The sequence below is a fragment of the Qipengyuania gaetbuli genome (assembly GCF_020171365.1).
Taxonomy (GTDB): domain Bacteria; phylum Pseudomonadota; class Alphaproteobacteria; order Sphingomonadales; family Sphingomonadaceae; genus Qipengyuania; species Qipengyuania gaetbuli_B.
This window is the reverse complement of the sequence record NZ_JAIUZO010000002.1, coordinates 2,397,114-2,412,775: the sequence shown is the minus strand read 5'-3', so window position 1 is coordinate 2,412,775 and position 15,662 is coordinate 2,397,114. Positions and strand designations below refer to the sequence as shown.

Sequence of the window (15,662 nt, the reverse complement as noted above, 5' to 3'; positions counted from 1 at the left end):
GTAACAAAAGACATTATATTAATTTCCAATCGGTTGGAACCGGCTCGGAACAAACCCGTTAGATGCCCAATGCTTCGACTGGCTCGCAAGAAGTCGGCGCCGGTAATCGGCTAGGCGCTAACGTCCGGATGAAAGGCCGGTAAACGCATTATCCGGGGGCGCGGTTAATCCGCATGAGGTGAAGACGGGACGCGAAATTCTGAACCGGCGGACCCGCCACGGCCATTCCGTGGTGGAAGAGGCATTCGACGTTTTCGATATGGAAAGCACAGATGGTATGCATGCCATCCTGTCGTCACATATCGCAGCAATCGGGCGTCTTCTGCCGGGCCTTTCCTCCACACCGGTCTACAAGAACGAAATCGAACGCCTGAGGGCTCTTGCCATGGCCTCCCGTCAAGCGCTCGATCTGCCCCAAGCTACGGAGGCGGTCAGACCTCACAGGCAACTTCACCCACTTGCCATCGCTTATGTCGTGCTCGGTTCACGTCTGGGTGCACGTGTGCTGTCCCGGCGCCTGGACCGACAAGAAAAACAATGGGATCCCGCTGTTCGCGGCTACTTTACCGACGAGAGTTCGGGACCTGCCTGGGCCCTCCTTTGCAGCGAACTTGAAGCGCTGACGCCCGACGACGAAATCGAAGTCATCGCAAATGATGCACAGCGGGTGTTCGCACTGTTCGGCGAAGAAGCGCGCGCACGGGCACCTGCCCGCTCACTAGCGAACGCGTGATGGAGGTCGACCTTACAAATTGCGAGCGTGAGCCGATCCACCAGCTCGGCCATGTGCAGAGCTTCGGCTGCCTCATCGCCCTGTCGCCCGACTGGCTAGTCCTGCATGCTTCGGCCAATACGGAAGAGCATCTGGGCATCGCCGGACAGGACATGATTGGCAATCCGCTGCGCAGTTATTTCGGCGACGCGGCGCTCCACGAAATCAGGACCGAGATTCAGACGCTCTCTTCGCCCGATGCGGTCGGCAGGTGTTACGATTTGCAGGTCCGCGACGGGGACGAGCGGCATTTCCATGTCGCCGTGCACCGGTCGGATCAATCGATCATCGTCGAGTTGGAACCGGTGCTGGAACCGGGCCGGCGCAAGGACGCATTGCCGCAGGTTCGCGGCATGGTGGAACGACTGAAGACCAGCCGCGACGTCACCGAACTCTGCAAGAATGCCGCGCGCTTCATGAAGGCGCTATGCGGCTTCGACCGGGTAATGGTCTATCGCTTCGCCCCCGACGATTCCGGCGAGGTGATCGCCGAGGCGCTCGCCCAAGGCATGGAGCCGTTTCTCGGCCTTCGCTATCCCGCCTCCGACATTCCGAAGCAGGCCCGCGCCCTGTACAAGCGTTCACCCATTCGCATCATCAGCGATGTCGACGACAGGGTCTCCCCGATCCTGCCCGAAACGGGCACCTCCGGTGAGCCGGTGGACCTGTCGCTGAGCACGTTGCGAGCCGTATCGCCCATCCACCTCGAATATTTGCGCAACATGGGTGTGGCAGCATCGATGTCGGTCAGCATCATGGACGGTGACCGGCTGTGGGGCCTGTTCGCCTGCCATCACAACACCCCGCGCAAGCTCGACTATGCGGCGCGTTCGGCCTGCGACCTCTTCGGCCAGATGTTCGGTTTCCTGCTGACGCAGGTGACCTCCCGCAGCGCGTTCGAGGAATCGGAAAGAGCGCGGGATTCGCACAATGCGCTGATGCGCAAACTGGCCGAGGGCGGGTCTATCGTCGACGACTTCGACGTCATCGTGGAGGAACTCCGCCGGCTGATCGAATTCGATGGCGCGATCGGCTGGGTCGACGGGGAATTCTGCCAGTTCGGCGTAACGCCCACGCGCGAGGAAACCATGGCGCTGGTGCGCTTCCTCAACACGACGCAGACCAGCAGCGTTTACGCGACCGACTGCCTCCAGCGCGCCTATCCCCCCGCCGCCGATTTCGTCGAGCGGGCAGCCGGGCTGATGGCCCTGCCTGTCTCGCGCAGCCCCCGCGACTACGTTATCCTGTTCCGCCGGGAAGTCGCCCGCACGGTCACCTGGGCGGGCAATCCCGAAAAGCCGGTCGAGGTCGGCCCCAACGGCGTGCGCCTGACCCCGCGCAAGAGTTTCGAGGCGTGGACCGACACCGTCTCGGGCCACAGCGCCGAATGGACCGCCGCCGAACGGCAGGTGGCGGAGGCAATCCGCATCACCTTGCTCGAAGTCGTGCTGCGCCTGTCGGACGCCGCCAATGCGGACCGCAAGCGGGCGCAGGAGAAGCAGGAACTGCTCGTCGCGGAACTGAATCACCGCGTGCGCAATATCCTCAACCTCATCCGCGGGCTGGTCGACCAGGGCAAGTCGGACTCCTCGACCGTATCGGAATTCACCCAGGTCGTCGGCGACCGCATCCACGCCCTCGCCCGCGCGCACGACCTCATCACCAGCGCGACATGGGAAGCGGCCTCGCTCGCCGGCATGATCGAGACAGAGGTCGCCGCCTATCTCGGCGACAAGCAGCACCGCGTCCACCTGCCCGATACCGATGCGATCATCCATCCCGACGCGCTTTCGACGCTCGCGCTGGTGTTCCACGAACTGACCACCAATTCCGCCAAATACGGCGCGCTCAGCGATTCCAGCGGCTCGATCGAGATCGGGCTGGAGAAGCAGCCGGACGGCGGCGCCGTGATCACCTGGAAGGAACGCGGCGGGCCGGTGGTGAGGCCGCCCATGCGCCGCGGCTTCGGCTCGACCGTGATCGAACGCTCGATCCCCTTCGAGCTGGGCGGCAAGGCCGACATCTCCTTCCCGCTGAAGGGCGTGGAGGCGGAATTCTACATCCCCGACCGCCATGTGAAAGGCTTCGAAAGCCGCGCGGCCAAGCCCGCCCCTGCCCCCTCGAGCACGGCCGCAAGGCCCTCCGCCAGCTTCGGCGGGACGGCGCTGCTGGTGGAAGACAACCTCATCATCGCGATGGATAGTGAACATTTCCTCATGGAACTGGGCGCGCAGAAGGTGCTCACCGCCTCCACCGTCCGGCAGGCGCTGGAATTCGTGGCGGAAGGAGCGCCCGATTACGCGGTGCTCGACGTCAATCTGGGCACGGAAACCAGCATCGAAGTGGCGCAGGAACTCGCCGCGCGCGGCATCCCCTTCGCCTTTGCGACCGGCTATGGCGAGGCATCGGGCCTGCTGGAACAATTCGCCGACGCCCCCGTCCTGACCAAGCCCTATGACAAGCGCGCCCTCGAAGGCGTGCTCGCCCGCATCCTCGGCTAGTTTCCTACTCTGCGCTTTTCTGCTCCATCCTCGCGGATGAGCACACCCAAACTCCTCCCCGCCTTCGCCCCCGTCCCGCGCCTGAAGGACCGCAGCAACGGATGGAAACCCGAAGTCCAGCGCGCCTTCATCGAGGCGCTGGCCGATACCGGCTCCGTCACCTCGGCCTGCCGCGCGGTGGGGCGCAGCACGCATGGCGCCTACCATCTGCGCCGCCAGCCGGGGGCGGAGGAATTCGCCGCCGCCTGGGAAGCCGCGCTCGATTTCGGCATGCGCCGGATCGAGGACGTCGCCATGGACCGCGCCTTGAACGGGGTGGAGGTGCCCGTGTACTCCTACGGCAAGCTCGTCGGCACGCGCATTTCGCATAACGACCGCCTGCTCATGTTCATGCTGAGGAACCGCTCACCCGATCGCTTTGCCGATGGCCGCAGCGCCCTGCGACAGGGCGGCGGGAACGCGATCGACAGGATGGAACTTACCCGCCTGCGCAAACAGTGGCGCAAGGAATGGGAGGCCGAACGCGCCGCCGAGCAGTTGAAGCAGGAGGCGGTGACCATGGAATCGATCAACGCCAAGATCGACGCGATCCGCGCGCGGGAGGAAGCCATCGAAAGCCCCCGCGTGCGCGCCGCGCGCGAGGCACTGGAAGCCGCAATCGCCGCCGACCGCGCCGAAGGCTACAACCCCCGGCGCGATCCCGAGCACGAAATGTACAACCCCAACCTCGCCCGCCGGACGCGCGAGGACGGCGAGGTCCAGCTACCCGAGTGGTGGGACGACGAGGTCGCGGAAATGGAAGCCGAGGAAGCGGAAAACCGCCTGCGCCTGCGGTCGCTTAAGGATGAGGAGTGGGATTAGGCCTTCACGGTTCGCGCGGGTCCGGTCCGCGACCAACGGACCGCAAGGCCGACCGGCCGCCCGAGCTTATGCGAGGAAGCCAAGGGGCGCGGATGCTAATGGTGATGGAGATGCGGGCTCAAGAGGCGGCATTTAATTTAATTGAGCGAGAAGCTGGTTAGGATGCGGTTGAATTGACTGAGTGATCCTTTTCATCTCTTTATTTGCATCATATTGTACAAGTGGATTTTTAATTGGGGACAAAATGTCAGAGCTTATCCATGTCGACGCAACACCGCAGAAGCGCCTTTTTCTATCCATCATTGCTGACTATGACATCAAGACAGCTATCTGCGAATTGGTAGACAACGCGATCGACCATTGGATCGATGGCGGACGTAGGAACATTCTCAAAATAGGCGTCCGCGTCAATTTAGACCGACAAACGATTGTTATCAGCGACAATGCAGGGGGTGTAAGCAAGGACGATTTGCAGCTCCTTGTCGCCCCCGGGGCAAGTCGAGAGAAGATCCAAGAAGGCCTCATTGGAAATTTCGGGGTCGGTGGGAAGCGTGCCGGAATTGCGCTTGGCGAACTCGTAGAGATTAAAACGAGGCATAAACAGGGCAAGACTTTCGAATTCGAACTGTCCGATAAATGGCTTAGTCAAAATGACTGGAATGTTGATGTTTATGAATCAGAAAACATTGCAGCCAATACTACAACTGTTCGTATTTCTAAGATGAGGCAAGGATTTGATGCCGATGGCGTAAAAAGTCTTCGCAAGCATCTTGCTGAAACATACGGGAAGTTCATTTCTGACAAGTGCCGCCTGGAATTCAATGGCGAACATGTAGAGGCCGTTGCGTTCGACCAATGGGCATTTCCACCTGATTATTCACCAGTTCAGCACACTGGCGAGATCGGACCTTTCGGCGTCGATGCCAAAAAGGTGAAAGTGAAAATCACAGGTGGTTTAACTTTTGACCGCGACCCCTCCGATCGAAACTATGGCGTATACTTCTACTGCAACGAGCGCTTGGTCCTCTCGCATGAGAAGAGTCACCATGTGGGTTTCATGCAGAAATTCGCTGGCGTCCCGCACCCAGATGCATCCCTTTGTCGTGTCATCGTTGAGCTGACAGGGATGCCAACGCAGATGCCATGGAATTCAAGCAAAAGCGGCATTAATTGGAGCCACCCGGCCTACTTAGAAATTCGAGAAGAGATATTTGCTCTCGCTACACGCTATTCGACGATATCTCGAAGGCTTAAGGGTGATCGCGAAGGTGAGGTTTACGCGTATAAGAGCGGAAACCTCTCAACCAAAAAACTCAAGCCAGGTTTGACCGGCAAAGAAATTGTAGCCCTACCTGTTCCACGGGGAAGGCAAAAAAACTACCCGGAGAGAATCTTAGATCAGAACGAAGCACTCTTCCGGAAAAAGCCTTGGGTCAGAGGCCTTATTGAGGCCGTCGGCCTTGCAGAAATCATATTTAGGCGGAGGTATCAGACAAAGAATCGCGTGGCCCTTATTGTCTTAGACAGTACACTTGAAATATCTTTGAAAGAGTACCTCGTCCATCAGAAGAAGAAGTATTTTTCTGACAGCCAGATCGCCGATCTCTTTAAAAGTAGAGACAAAGTACTGAAGGAAATTGAAGCCCTCACGAAAGTACCGAAGCGCGACCTCGACCTCGCCCGTCATTACGCGAACTTGCGCAATAAATTAATTCATGAACGCGCAACAGTTAACATTCTCGATGAAGACATAATAACGTATAAAGCCGTGACAGATCGCATCGTGGAAAGGCTATTCGGAGCAGATCTGGACTAATAGATCCTTACAAGCTCTAGAAGTACACGCCTTCTTCACTCCTCCCCCATCCGCAGCGCGGCGATAAACGCCTCCTGCGGGATGCTCACGTTTCCGTACTCGCGCATCCGGGCCTTGCCCTTCTTCTGCTTCTCCAGCAGCTTCTTCTTGCGCGTGATGTCGCCGCCGTAGCACTTGGCGGTGACGTCCTTGCGCAGGGCGGCGATAGTTTCGCGGGCGATAATCTTGCCGCCGATCGCGGCCTGGATCGGGATCTTGAACAAATGGCGCGGGATGAGGTCCTTCAGCCGTTCGCACATGCCGCGACCGCGTTCTTCCGCCACGGCGCGGTGGACGATCAGCGATAGCGCGTCGACCGGCTCGTTGTTGACGAGGATGTTCATCTTCACGAGGTCGCCTTCGCGCAGGCCGATCTGTTCATAGTCGAAGCTGGCATAGCCGCGGCTGATCGACTTCAGGCGGTCGTAGAAATCGAACACCACCTCGTTCAGCGGCAGCTCGTAGGTCACCTGCGCGCGGCCACCGACATAGGTGAGGTCGGTCTGGATGCCGCGGCGGTCCTGGCACAGCTTCAGGATCGGCCCAAGATAGTCGTCGGGCGTGTAGATCGTCGCCTTGATCCACGGTTCCTCCACCATGTCGATCCGGTTCACGTCCGGCCAGTCGGCGGGGTTGTGGATGTCGATGACCTTGGCATCTTCGGTCTTGGTATGGGCGAGGTGCACGCGGTAGACCACGGACGGGGCCGTGGTGATGAGGTCGAGGTCGTATTCGCGGCTGAGGCGTTCCTGGATGATCTCCAGGTGCAGCAGGCCGAGGAAGCCGGCGCGGAAGCCGAAGCCCAGCGCGGCGCTGCTTTCCATCTCGTAGCTGAAGCTGGCGTCGTTGAGGCGCAGCTTGCCGATGCTTTCGCGCAGCTTCTCGAACTCGGCCGCGTCGACCGGGAAGAGGCCGCAGAAGACCACCGGCTGCACTTCCTTGTAGCCGGGCAGCGCCTTGTCCGCCCCGCCCTTCACCGTGGTGATGGTGTCGCCGACGCGGGCCTGTTCGACTTCCTTGATCTGCGCGGTGATGAAGCCGATCTCGCCCGGCCCCAGTTCGGGCAGGTCGGTGCGCTTGGGGGTGAAGCAGCCGACGCGGTCGATCAGGTGCTGCGTGCCGCCCTGCATGAACTTGATGTTGAGGCCCTTTTTGATGACCCCGTCCATCACGCGCACGAGGATGACCACGCCGAGGTAGGGGTCGTACCATGAGTCGACCAGCATGGCCTTCAGCGGCGCGTCGCGGTCGCCCTGCGGCGGCGGGATGCGGGCGACGAGCGCCTCCAGCGTGTCCTCGATGCCGATGCCGGACTTGGCCGAGGTGAGGACGGCGTCCGATGCGTCGAGGCCGATGATGTCCTCGATCTCGGCGCGGACCTTGTCTGGTTCGGCGGCGGGCAGGTCGATCTTGTTGATGACGGGGACGATTTCGTGGTCGTGCTCGATCGACTGGTAGACGTTGGCGAGCGTCTGGGCTTCCACGCCCTGCGCGGCGTCGACAACCAGCAGAGCGCCCTCGCACGCGGCCAGGGAGCGCGAGACCTCGTAGGCGAAGTCGACGTGGCCGGGCGTGTCCATGAGGTTGAGCTCATAGGTCTCGCCATCCTTGGCGGTGTAGTTGAGGCGCACGGTCTGCGCCTTGATGGTGATGCCGCGTTCCTTCTCGATGTCCATGTTATCAAGGACTTGCTCGGACATCTCGCGGTCGGTCAGGCCGCCGGTGAACTGGATCAGCCGGTCGGCGAGCGTCGACTTTCCGTGATCGATATGGGCGATGATCGAGAAATTGCGGATCTTGGAAAGGTCAGTCATTACGCCAGCGCCTTTAGCGGCGCAAAACTGCGCTGTCAGCCGGAATTAGAGCGCTGCAACGCGCTCAGTTCTGGTTCTGGCTTGGCGCGTTGGGCGAGAGCTTGAACTTGGCGAAACCGGCATTGGCCGGCGCCTGGTCCGCCATGGCGTGTTTGCCGGCCGGAAGGGCCTGCAAGGGAGCACCGGCAACAGCAAGTTCGTACGGGCTGACACGGTGCCGGGTGCACAAGCCGCCTGCCCCGTCGTCGACCAGTTCCTGCTCGAATTCCAGACCTTGCGTATCCCCCATCGTCCGGCGCACGGTGCAGACAGCCAGCTGGCCGCCACCGAAATCGAGCACGAACATCGTGCCCACCGGCACGTCTTCAAGCCCTTCGATCATGGCGCCGGTGCGCGACAGATTGCGCAGCGTCACGTCGTAATAGTGGTCTTCGTGGATAAGGCCGATGCGACGGAAAACAGTGCGGCGATTGGCGCGTTGGCTTCCCTGGTCGGTGGGCTTGAGCACCCACTCGCCGCTCGTGATTTCCTGCATGACGGCTTCGTGGCCGATGGCGTCGGAGAAGACGAACCCCTGCACCTGGTTCACGCCGAGATGGTGCAGCTCTTCCATCAACGGCAGGGCGTGCACGCCCGAAGCGGCCGTTTCCATTCCCATCGCATTCGCCAGAGCCACTACCGCGCGCACGAGGTCCATGTCCCCGAGGTCGTTGCCGAGCACCGGCTCGAAGAACTTCGCTCCGATCTTGAGAGTATTGAACGGAGCCCGGCGCAGATAAGCGAGCGAGGACATGCCCGTGCCGAACTGGTCGAGAGTCAGACGAACGCCCAGCTTAAACAGCTGGCTGAGGACTGCATCGACCTTGGATGCATCGCCGAGCAGGACAGATTCGTTCAGTTCAAGTTCGAGCCGCGAAGGGTCGAGGCCGGTCTCTTCCAGGATCTGCCCGACAAGGTCGGCAAAGCCGTTGGCTTCGAACTGGACGGGAGAAATATTGAGCGAAAGGCGCAGGTCGCCCGGCCATTTCACCGCGTCCCCGCAAGCACGGCGCAGGGCCCATTCGCCGATCGGCACGATCAGGCGGCTGCCCTCTGCAATCGGGAGGAAAGTGTCTGGCGAGACACGGCCGCGATCCTCGTCTTCCCACGAATACTTGGCCTCAAGGCCCACCACCCGGTTCGAACCCAGTTCCACGATCGGCTGGTATTCGATGGTGAAATGGCCGTTCTCGATCGCGCTGGCGAGGTCCTCTTCCATGCGCTTGCGCAGATTGGCCTCGTGCTCGAGGTCTGCCGCATAGAAGCGGAACTGGCCGCGTCCGCCGTTCTTCGAGGCATAGAGCGCAAGGTCTGCCGCACGGGTCAGTTCCTCGCGCTTGACGCCGTCATAGGGGGCAATCGCCACCCCGACGGAGCAACCGATAGTGCAGCGGCCTTCTTCGACAGAATAAGGCTGCGAGAGCATCTGGATGATCTTCTTGGCGATCTCGCCCAGTTCACCGCGATCGTCCATGTCGGGGATCAGGACCTGGAATTCATCGCCGCCCAGACGCCCGATCTCGCCGCGGCTACCGACAGCGCTGCGGAGGCGATCGGCCACCTGCTGCAGGAGCTGGTCACCGGCGGCATGGCCGAGCGTATCGTTGACCTGCTTGAAGCGGTCGAGGTCGAGCATCATCAGCGCAGCCGTCCGCTTGGCAGCGCAGAAGGCATGCAACGTGGAATCTATGCGCTGCTCCATCCGGTGCCGGTTGGCGAGACCGGTCAGCGAATCGAACTTGGCGAGGCGATTTGCCTCTTCCTCGGCGCGGAATTCCTCGGTGACGTCGACCACGCTTCCGCGGAAACCGGCAAAATCCGTCTGCTCGTCATAAAGCGGACGGCCGGAAAGGCTAAGCACCGCATCATTGCCCGGCGCCTGGGCCTGTGTCGACAAATTCGCGAAGGATTTGCGGGTATTGAGCTTCAGGCCAAGCGAACGGCCATCCGTTTCTCCCTCGATGGGGATGAGGACTTGCTGCAGCTGGGTGCCGATGAGTTCATCCTGCGTCGAACCGAGGCGTGCAGCGATGGCAGGGGAGATGTAAGCGATGTTGCCCTGACGGTCGGTAGCCCAGAAGCCCAGCACGCCGCTTGCTTCGATTTCGTCGACGATCCGCGCCTTGTCGGAGACCGCAAATGTGCACTGGCCCACCACATCGCCCGCGTCCTTGCGCGAGGAAAACAGGTTGGAAAAGGGCATGGCCCCCATGGCGGGTCGACCTCGAAAACGTTGAACTCTCTTTACGAGGTCTAGGCTGGAATGGTTATTTTTAGCCTAACACCAAGCGTAAATGTCCCCGATCAACCGGCTTTTTTCTTGCGCGGCTTGTTGCTGGTATCGACTTCCAGGAACTGCCTGCGCGTCCCGTTGGCGATGTTTTCGGCCATGAGGACGGCATAGGGATCTTCCGGCAGGCTCGCCAAAGGCTGGTTTGCTGCTGCCGCAATCTCGTAAGGCGAGACGCGGTGGCGCGTACACAGCCCGTCCGAGCCGTCGCTGATGAGCGGCGTCTCGAATTCGAGCCCCTGCGTGAATTCGTCCGAACGGCGAACCGTCGCGACCGCCAGCTGGCCACCGCCGAGATCCAGCACCACATGAGTACCTACGGGGACGTTGAGCAGCCCCTCGACGCGCGCACCGGTCTTGGAAAGGTCGCGCATCATCACGTGGTAGCGGTGGTCTTCGTGGATCAGTCCGACGCGGCGATAGACGGTCCTGCGCTCGGCGCGGAAGCGTTCGGGTCCGCGCGGCTCATACTGCAATTGCTGGCTCTCCAGCCGTTCCAGCAATTCGAAGTTGCTGATGGCATGGGCGAAGATGAAACCCTGGATATGGCTAGCGCCGCGCGCTTCCACGAGGTCCAGTTCGTCCTTCGTTTCCACGCCCTCGGCAACGGTCTCCATTCCGAGAGATTCGGCAAGGTTCACGATCGCAGACATGATCGCCGGATTGTTGTTGCCCTTCTCGGTCGCGCCGCGAACGAACGCCTGGTCGATCTTGATCTTGTCGAACGGCGCTTTTTGCAGGTAGCTGAGCGATGAATAGCCGGTGCCGAAATCGTCGAGCGCAAGGCGAACGCCGATACGCTTCAATTCCTCGAACATGGTCTGCGTGCGGTCAGCATCGCCAACGAAAACGCTCTCGGTAATCTCGAGCTCGAGACGGCGTGCCGGCATTCCGGTCTCGCGCAGCACTTCCTTCAGCTTCTTGGGAAAGTCGTCATTGGCGAACTGGATTGCCGACACGTTGACTGCAACGCGCAGTTCGCACGGCCACTTGGCTGCATCGCGGCAGACCTCTTGCAAGGCCCAATCGCCCAGTTCCGTGATCATGCCGATTTCCTCGGCCACCGGAATGAATTGCGAGGGCGGGATAAAGCCCCGCTCCGGATGTTCCCAACGCATCAACGCCTCGAGGCAATGGAGCGTGTGATCCTTCGCCTTGACAATCGGCTGGTAGTACATGCGCAGGTCGCCGTCCTCGATCGCCTGCCGCAAATCCATCTCGATCCGGTTGCGTGTCTGCGCGCCGTCACGCATGTCGACATTGTAGAAGCGATAGCAGCCCTTGCCCTTGGCCTTGGCGCCGTAAAGCGCAAGGTCGGCTGCCTTGACCAGTTCTTCCGGCTCGACGCCATCGAACGGTGACACTGCCACGCCGACCGACGTACCGATCGACACGCGGGTGTTCTTGATCTGGTAAGGCTGCGAAATCATCTTGATCAGGCGGTCGGCGAGTTCGCCCAGTTCCGCACGGTCGTCGATATCCTGCAGCATGACCTGGAATTCGTCACCGCCAAGACGTGCAATTTCGCCCTTGTTGCCGATGATCCGCTCGATACGGTTCGCGACCTGCTTGAGCAGTTCGTCGCCTGCCGGATGGCCATGCGTATCGTTGACCTGCTTGAAGCGGTCGAGGTCGAGCATCAGCAGCGCACAGCTGCGTTGCGAGGCCTGGAACGCCTTGAGCGTCGATTCCAGCCGCTTGTTCATGCGATGGCGGTTCGCCAAACCGGTAAGGGAATCGAACTGGGCAAGACGCTCTGCATCGAGGCGCGATGCACGGGTCGAGGTAATGTCCTTGGCGCTGCCGCGATAGCCGAGAAAATTGCGATCGCTATCGTATTGGGGGACGCCCGACAGTTCCCAGTACTGCCCGCTTTCCTTGCCGCCACCAACAATTTGCACCGGATGGTGCGAGATGGAACCGCGCGCAGAAACGACGAATTTGAACGGACGGCCTTCGCGCGTGCATTCTTCGTCCTGCAGGAAGAATTCGGCCAGCGGTGTACCCACTACGTCATCCTCGGAGAAACCGAGTTCCTTGAGTGCGGCAGGCGAGAGATAGATGAGGCGGCCGTCGCTGTCGCTGGCCCAGAACCAGCCCAGCCCGGCATTCTCGAAACTGTCGAGCAGTTCGAGACGCGAGAGCATTTTGGGCGCTTCGGAATCATTGGCGGCGGCGACCTTGCCGCCTTTGCCCGATGCCCCGGCCTTGGCTTTCGACCGTTTCGAGAAAAATCCGCTCATTCCAATATCCGATTGCAATCCCGTTTCCCGATCCAGGCCGGGCGTTGCGCGTTTCCTAATCGAAAATACTTACCCAATGCATAACCATCGAACCGACCTGTGAGCGCGGCTTGGCGCATGCTTGCACAGTGCTGCTTACGGAGGCATTGTCGCTACTCATTCAGCGGGGGAGAGGACCGCAGATGCGTCACATCGCTATTATCGGCTCGGGTCCGTCAGGCTATTACGCTGCAGAAGCGGCAGGCAAGAAGTGGGGCGATGATGCCCGTATCGACGTTTTCGACAAGCTCCCGGTACCTTACGGACTGATCCGCACCGGCGTCGCTCCCGACCACCAGTCGATCAAGGCGGTTGCGCGGCGCTACGAAAAGACTGCACTCACGGAAAATGTGCGTTTCGTCGGGAATGTGACTGTCGGCACCGACGTGACCGTGCCGGAGCTGCAGGACCTCTACGATGCAGTCGTCTTTGCAACCGGCGCGCCACATGACCGCCAGCTGGGGCTCGAGGGGGAAGATCTCGGCAACATCTTCGGCAGCGCGGCCTTCGTCGGATGGTACAACGGGCATCCCGATTTCGCCGCGCTCGACCCTGATTTCTCGGGCAAGCACGCGGTTGTCATCGGCATGGGCAATGTCGCGCTCGACGTCGCCCGGATCCTGTCCAAGACAGAAGGAGAGATGGCGGGATCGGATATCGTCGAACACGCGCTGTCCGCCTTGCGTGGGTCGAAGCTTGAAACGGTGACGATCCTCGGCCGGCGCGGTCCCCACCAGATCATGATGACGCCCAAGGAACTTGGCGAACTGATGCATCTCGAACGGGCCAGCCCGATGGTCGACCCCGAAGACCTGCCGCCGGTGGACGACGATCTCATCCTCGAGCCGGGTCTGCGCAAATCGGTTACGTTGCTGCGCGATTTCGCGGCGATCCCGGCCAGTATCCATGGCGAAACGCCGATCGGGATCGAGTTCGATTTCTTCGCCAACCCCGTCAGCTTCGTCGGGAAGGACGGCAAGGTCAGCGCGGTCGAGGTCGAAAAGACCGTAATCGAAAAAGGCCGCGCCCTGGGCACCGGCGAGACATACCGTGTGCCCGCCGACCTGGTCATCAGCTGCATCGGCTATCGCAGTTCTTCGATCGAAGGTGTCCCGTTCGATGAACGGCAGGGCAAGTTCGCCAATGACGACGGCCGCATCCTTCCCGGCCTTTACTGCGTCGGCTGGGCCAAGCGCGGACCTACCGGCACCATCGGCACCAACCGGCCCGACGGCTATGGCGTCATCGACCTCGTGGCAGAGGACATCGGACAGGGCGGTCGTAAGCTCGGGCGCGAGGGGTTCGATGAACTGGCAGCGGCTCGCGGGCTCGACGTCGTGACTTTCCGCGACTGGCAAAAGATCGAGGAAGCCGAAGCCGCCGCAGCGCGCGAAGGCGCCCCGCGCGAGAAATTCGTCGATATCGCCGACATGATTGCAGCACGCGGATAATCGGAACGCTGGCGCAGCGGCACGTGTTGGCTTAGTGATACCGACATAAGAACGAACGAAAGGGACCCGGAATACCCATGGCACAGCTCGAAGACGAAGCCGCCCAGTCCACCAGCGCTCTTGGCCCGCTCATCGGCCTCACGCGCGAGGATATCTTCGGTGCGGTCGCCGTCATGCTGCGTGAAACGGCATCGGACCCCCAGCGGCTGATGAAGCACGGTCAGGACATGGGTCAGGACATGGTCAAGATCATGACCGGCCAGAGCGATCTTGCCCCCGATCCGAAAGACAAGCGGTTCCAGGACCCGGCCTGGCAGTACAACCCCTTCATGCGCGCCGGCATGCAGTACTACCTTGCTGTCCAGAAGGGCGCGTCCAAATGGCTCGAGGACCTCGAGCTCGACGAGCTCGAAAAGGACCGCGCCCGTTTCATCTCGAATATCATCATCGACGGGCTTGCCCCGACCAATACGCTGGTCGGCAACCCCACGGCGCAGAAAATGGCGATCACCAGCGGCGGTCTCAGCCTGATCAAGGGCCTCAAGAACGCCTACGATGACATGGTCCACAACAAGGGCATGGTCAGCCAGGTCGACAAGAAGCCGTTCAAGCTGGGCGAAAATATCGCGACATCGAAGGGTTCTGTCGTCCTGCGCACCGAGATGATGGAACTGGTGCAATATGCCCCGACCACGGACGAGGTCTACGAGATCCCGCAGCTCACCATCCCGCCGCAGATCAACAAGATGTATATCAACGATCTGTCGCCCGAAAAATCGGTGGTGAAGTACCAGCTCGACAACGGCATCCAGACCTTCGTGATCAGCTGGAAGAACCCCAGCAAGGAACAGGGCCACTGGGACATGACCGACTACGTCCGCTCCTGCCGCGAGGCGATGGAAGCGGTCAGCAAGATCACCGGTTCGAAGAAGGTGAACGTGTCCGCGGGCTGCTCGGGCGGCCAGACCGCATCGATGCTCGCCAGCAAGATGGCCTCGGACAAGGACGATCTACTCGGCGCGCTCACGCTCATGGTCTGCGTGCTGCACCCCAAGCAGAACGATATCGAGGCAGGTTCGCTCGTCAGCGAAAACGGCCTCGCGCTGGCAAAGCGCCGCGCTGCCAAGAAGGGCGTCATCAAGGGTGACGACCTCTCGCGCGGCTTCGCGTGGTTGCGCCCGAACGACCTGATCTGGAACTATGTGATCAACAACTACCTGCTCGGCCAGGACCCGCCCGCTTTCGACGTGCTGTTCTGGAATGCCGATGCTACAAATCTCTCGGCCGCACTGATGGGTGATTTCTTGCACGCCTTCGAAACGCTCGCCTTCACTAAGAAGGGCGAGGTGGAAATGGTCGGCCACAAGGTCGATTTGTCGAAGGTGACGAGCGACCTGTTCATCCTCGGCGGCGTGACCGACCACATCACCCCGTGGAAGGCCACTTACCGTTCGACGCAGCTCTTCGGCTCGAAGGACATTACCTATGTTCTTTCGCACTCGGGCCACATGCAGGCAATTCTCAACCCGCCCGGAAACCCCAAGGCGCGCTACTATGTGCAGAAGGACCCGAAAAAGAAGCTGCCCGACACTGCGGACGAGTGGTTGAAGGGAACCGAAGAAGTTTCAGGGTCTTGGTGGCCATACTGGATGGAATGGGTGCAGGCCCGCGCCGGCAAGCAGAAGAAAGCACCCGCGAAACTGGGGAACAAGGAATACGAACCGCTGGACCCCGCCCCCGGTCTCTACGTTATGGAGGCGTGCTGACATTTCCGTCGGCAGGTTGCAGGACACACAC

The 15,662-nt window shown here is 60.8% G+C and carries 9 protein-coding genes; 6 read left to right on the top strand and 3 right to left on the bottom strand.

The annotated features are described in order from the left end of the window. Window positions 1-232: 232 nt before the first annotated feature. The 4 genes from LCL94_RS12430 to LCL94_RS12415 all read left to right on the top strand — a co-directional run bounded on the left by LCL94_RS12430 (window position 233) and on the right by LCL94_RS12415 (window position 5,950). Complete coding sequence (locus LCL94_RS12430) at window positions 233-733, top strand: hypothetical protein (RefSeq protein ID WP_224832466.1); 501 nt, start codon at window positions 233-235, stop codon at window positions 731-733. Beyond that, window positions 733-3,273, top strand: coding sequence for an HWE histidine kinase domain-containing protein (locus tag LCL94_RS12425; protein WP_224832465.1), 2,541 nt, complete (start codon window positions 733-735; stop codon window positions 3,271-3,273). Before LCL94_RS12430 ends, LCL94_RS12425 begins: the two co-directional genes overlap by 1 nt. A 36-nt stretch (window positions 3,274-3,309) precedes the next feature. Beyond that, entirely contained in the window at window positions 3,310-4,134 is an 825-nt protein-coding gene (locus LCL94_RS12420) for a hypothetical protein (protein WP_224832464.1), read from the top strand. A gap of 244 nt (window positions 4,135-4,378) precedes the next feature. Then, window positions 4,379-5,950, top strand: coding sequence for an ATP-binding protein (locus LCL94_RS12415; protein WP_224832463.1), 1,572 nt, complete (start codon window positions 4,379-4,381; stop codon window positions 5,948-5,950). Between the two features lie 35 nt (window positions 5,951-5,985). Here LCL94_RS12415 and lepA read toward each other — a convergent pair whose 3' ends face one another. The 3 genes from lepA to LCL94_RS12400 form a co-directional block, all read right to left on the bottom strand. Further along, window positions 5,986-7,803 carry a translation elongation factor 4 gene (gene lepA / locus LCL94_RS12410; RefSeq protein WP_224832462.1) on the bottom strand — a complete coding sequence of 606 codons (1,818 nt, stop codon included), beginning with the start codon at window positions 7,801-7,803 and terminating at the stop codon, window positions 5,986-5,988. A gap of 64 nt (window positions 7,804-7,867) precedes the next feature. Then, window positions 7,868-10,054 (bottom strand): putative bifunctional diguanylate cyclase/phosphodiesterase, encoded by a 2,187-nt coding sequence (locus LCL94_RS12405; RefSeq protein WP_224832461.1) that lies wholly within the window; start codon window positions 10,052-10,054, stop codon window positions 7,868-7,870. 92 nt (window positions 10,055-10,146) lie between these two features. Further along, window positions 10,147-12,375 (bottom strand): EAL domain-containing protein, encoded by a 2,229-nt coding sequence (locus LCL94_RS12400; protein WP_224832460.1) that lies wholly within the window; start codon window positions 12,373-12,375, stop codon window positions 10,147-10,149. A 182-nt stretch (window positions 12,376-12,557) separates the two neighbouring features. Between LCL94_RS12400 and LCL94_RS12395 the strand changes: the two genes are divergently transcribed. After that, entirely contained in the window at window positions 12,558-13,865 is a 1,308-nt protein-coding gene (locus LCL94_RS12395; RefSeq protein ID WP_224832459.1) for an FAD-dependent oxidoreductase, read from the top strand. Between the two features lie 77 nt (window positions 13,866-13,942). Beyond that, window positions 13,943-15,631: a PHA/PHB synthase family protein gene (locus tag LCL94_RS12390; protein ID WP_222553519.1), complete on the top strand. Its 1,689-nt coding sequence runs from the start codon at window positions 13,943-13,945 to the stop codon at window positions 15,629-15,631. The last annotated feature ends 31 nt before the right edge of the window (window positions 15,632-15,662 follow it).

What these genes read in the sequence shown, in the direction of transcription:
- LCL94_RS12425 (WP_224832465.1), top strand. Translation starts at nt 733, where the DNA reads ATGGAGGTCGACCTTACAAATTGCGAGCGTGAGCCGATCCACCAGCTC.
- LCL94_RS12420 (WP_224832464.1), top strand. Translation starts at nt 3,310, where the DNA reads ATGAGCACACCCAAACTCCTCCCCGCCTTCGCCCCCGTCCCGCGCCTG.
- LCL94_RS12415 (WP_224832463.1), top strand. Translation starts at nt 4,379, where the DNA reads ATGTCAGAGCTTATCCATGTCGACGCAACACCGCAGAAGCGCCTTTTT.
- lepA (WP_224832462.1), bottom strand. Translation starts at nt 7,803, where the DNA reads ATGACTGACCTTTCCAAGATCCGCAATTTCTCGATCATCGCCCATATC.
- LCL94_RS12405 (WP_224832461.1), bottom strand. Translation starts at nt 10,054, where the DNA reads ATGGGGGCCATGCCCTTTTCCAACCTGTTTTCCTCGCGCAAGGACGCG.
- LCL94_RS12400 (WP_224832460.1), bottom strand. Translation starts at nt 12,375, where the DNA reads ATGAGCGGATTTTTCTCGAAACGGTCGAAAGCCAAGGCCGGGGCATCG.
- LCL94_RS12395 (WP_224832459.1), top strand. Translation starts at nt 12,558, where the DNA reads ATGCGTCACATCGCTATTATCGGCTCGGGTCCGTCAGGCTATTACGCT.
- LCL94_RS12390 (WP_222553519.1), top strand. Translation starts at nt 13,943, where the DNA reads ATGGCACAGCTCGAAGACGAAGCCGCCCAGTCCACCAGCGCTCTTGGC.